This window comes from Saccharomonospora halophila 8 (assembly GCF_000383775.1).
In the GTDB taxonomy this organism is placed as follows: Bacteria; Actinomycetota; Actinomycetes; order Mycobacteriales; family Pseudonocardiaceae; genus Saccharomonospora; species Saccharomonospora halophila.
Window position 1 is genome coordinate 5,356 of sequence record NZ_KB912528.1, and the last position, 2,722, is coordinate 8,077.

The following is a 2,722-nucleotide window of genomic DNA, read 5'->3' on the forward strand; positions in this document are numbered from 1 at the left end:
CGGCGGCCCGCACGCCGGTGAGCGTGCGGGCCGCCGCGTGCACGCGGGGCTGCGTGTTCCCTACGATGGGGGTTGCTGCCCGCGCCCCTGCACGGGTGTGCCGCGACGCCCACACGACACCGCAAGTGAGGTCGACCCGATGCTTCTGAACCGCCTGCTCCGCGCGGGCGAGGGCAAGACGGTGAAGCGGTTGCACCGCATCGCCGCTCAGATCAACTCCCTCGAAGACGACGTCAAGGACCTCTCGGACGCCGACCTGCAGGCGAAGACCGACGAGTTCCGCGCGCGCCACTCCGACGGCGAGTCGCTGGACGAGCTTCTCCCGGAGGCGTTCGCGGTGGTCCGCGAGGCGGCGCAGCGGGTGCTCGGCCAGCGGCACTTCGACGTCCAGCTCATGGGCGGTGCCGCACTCCACCTCGGTCAGGCCGCGGAGATGAAGACCGGCGAGGGCAAGACGCTGACCAGTGTGCTGCCGGTCTACCTCAACGCGCTCGCGGGCCGGGGCGTGCACATCGTCACCACCAACGACTACCTCGCCCAGCGGGACTCCGAGTGGATGGGCCGTGTCCACCGGTTCCTCGGGCTCGAGGTCGGGGTGATCCGCGCGGACATGCAGTCCGCCGCACGTCGGGAGGCCTACCGGGCCGACATCACCTACGGCACGAACAACGAGTTCGGGTTCGACTACCTCCGTGACAACATGGCGTGGAGCCTGGACGACTGTGTGCAGCGCGGGCACTACTACGCCATCGTCGACGAGGTCGACTCCATCCTCATCGACGAGGCCAGGACTCCGCTGATCATCTCCGGTCCCGCGGACCAGTCGTCGCGCTGGTACACCGAGTTCGCGCGCATGGCCCCGTTGATGAAGAAGGATGTCCACTACGAGGTGGACGAGCGCAAGCGGGCCGTGGGCGTCACGGAGAGCGGCGTGGAGTTCGTCGAGGACCAGCTCGGCATCGACAACCTCTACGAGTCGGCCAACACCCCGTTGATCAGTTTCCTGAACAACGCCCTGAAGGCCAAGGAGCTCTACAACAAGGACAAGGAGTACATCGTCCGCAGCGGCGACGTGCTCATCGTCGACGAGTTCACCGGCCGGGTCCTGGCCGGGCGCCGGTTCAACGAGGGGATGCACCAGGCGATCGAGGCCAAGGAAGGCGTCGAGATCAAGGCCGAGAACCAGACGCTGGCCACGATCACGCTGCAGAACTACTTCCGCCTCTACGACAAGCTCGCGGGGATGACCGGTACCGCCGAGACGGAGGCGGCCGAGTTCCACCAGACGTACAAGCTCGGTGTGGTGCAGATCCCCACCAACAAGCCGATGATCCGCGCCGATGAGGCCGACCTCATCTACAAGAGCGAGCCGGCGAAGTTCGAGGCCGTGGCCGACGACATCGCCGAGCGCCACGAGAAGGGCCAGCCGGTCCTGGTCGGCACGACCAGCGTGGAGAAGTCGGAGTTCCTGTCGAAGGCGCTGGTCAAGCGTAACGTGCCGCACGAGGTGCTCAACGCCAAGCAGCACCACCGCGAGGCGTTGATCATCGCCAAGGCCGGCCGGAAGGGCGCGGTCACGGTGGCCACCAACATGGCGGGTCGCGGGACCGACATCGTGCTCGGCGGGAACCCGGACATCATCGCCGACGAGGTGCTGCGGGAACGCGGCCTCGACCCGGTCGAGCACTCGGAGGAGTACGAGGCCGCCTGGCCGAAGGTGCTGGAGGAGGTCACGGCGGAGTCCGGGTCCGAGGCCGAGGAGGTCCGTGCGGCGGGGGGCCTGTACGTGCTCGGCACCGAGCGACACGAGTCCCGGCGGATCGACAACCAGCTGCGGGGTCGGTCGGGTCGTCAGGGTGACCCGGGCGAGTCCCGTTTCTATCTCTCCCTGGGCGACGACCTGATGCGCCGGTTCAACGCCGCGATGGTCGAGCGGGTCATGACCACCATGAAGCTGCCCGACGAGGTGCCGATCGAGCACAAGATGGTCTCCCGCGCCATCAAGAGCGCACAGACCCAGGTCGAGCAGCAGAACATGGAGATCCGCAAGAACGTCCTCAAGTACGACGAGGTGCTGAACCAGCAGCGCAAGGTCATCTACACCGAGCGCCGCCGGGTCCTGGAGGGTGAGGACCTGCGGGAACAGGTCGAGCACATGCTCGGCGACGTCATCGGCGCCTACGTCCGGGCGGAGACGGCCGAGGGGTACGCCGAGGACTGGGACCACGAGAAGCTGTGGACCGCGCTGCGGACCCTGTACCCGGTGGGGGTGACCTGGGAGGAGATCGTCGAGGAGGACGAGGACATCGACGCGGACCGGCTCCGCGAGATCCTGCTCGACGACGCCACCGCCGCCTACGCCCGGCGTGAGGCGGAGATCGAGGAGGCGGCGGGCGAGGGCGCCATGCGCGAGCTCGAACGCCGGGTGGTGCTGTCGGTGCTCGACCGCAAGTGGCGCGAGCACCTCTACGAGATGGACTACCTCAAGGAGGGCATCGGTCTGCGCGCGATGGCGCAGGCGGATCCGCTCGTGGAGTACCAGCGCGAGGGCTTCGACATGTTCAACGCGATGTTGGACTCGTTGAAGGAGGAAGCGGTCGGTTACCTGTTCAACCTCCAGGTCGAGCAGACCGCGCAGCAGCAGGGCCGCGCGACGCAGGACGCCGGGGACGAGCAGGGGACCGCACAGGCTGCGCCCGCCGCCGCGCCGGCACCGGCGCAG

General features: G+C 68.0%; 1 protein-coding gene. It reads left to right on the plus strand.

The window, feature by feature from the left end:
- Positions 1-139 precede the first annotated feature (139 nt).
- On the plus strand, positions 140-2,722 hold a 2,583-nt coding region (secA, locus tag SACHA_RS21130), incomplete at its 3' end, for a preprotein translocase subunit SecA (protein ID WP_019808920.1).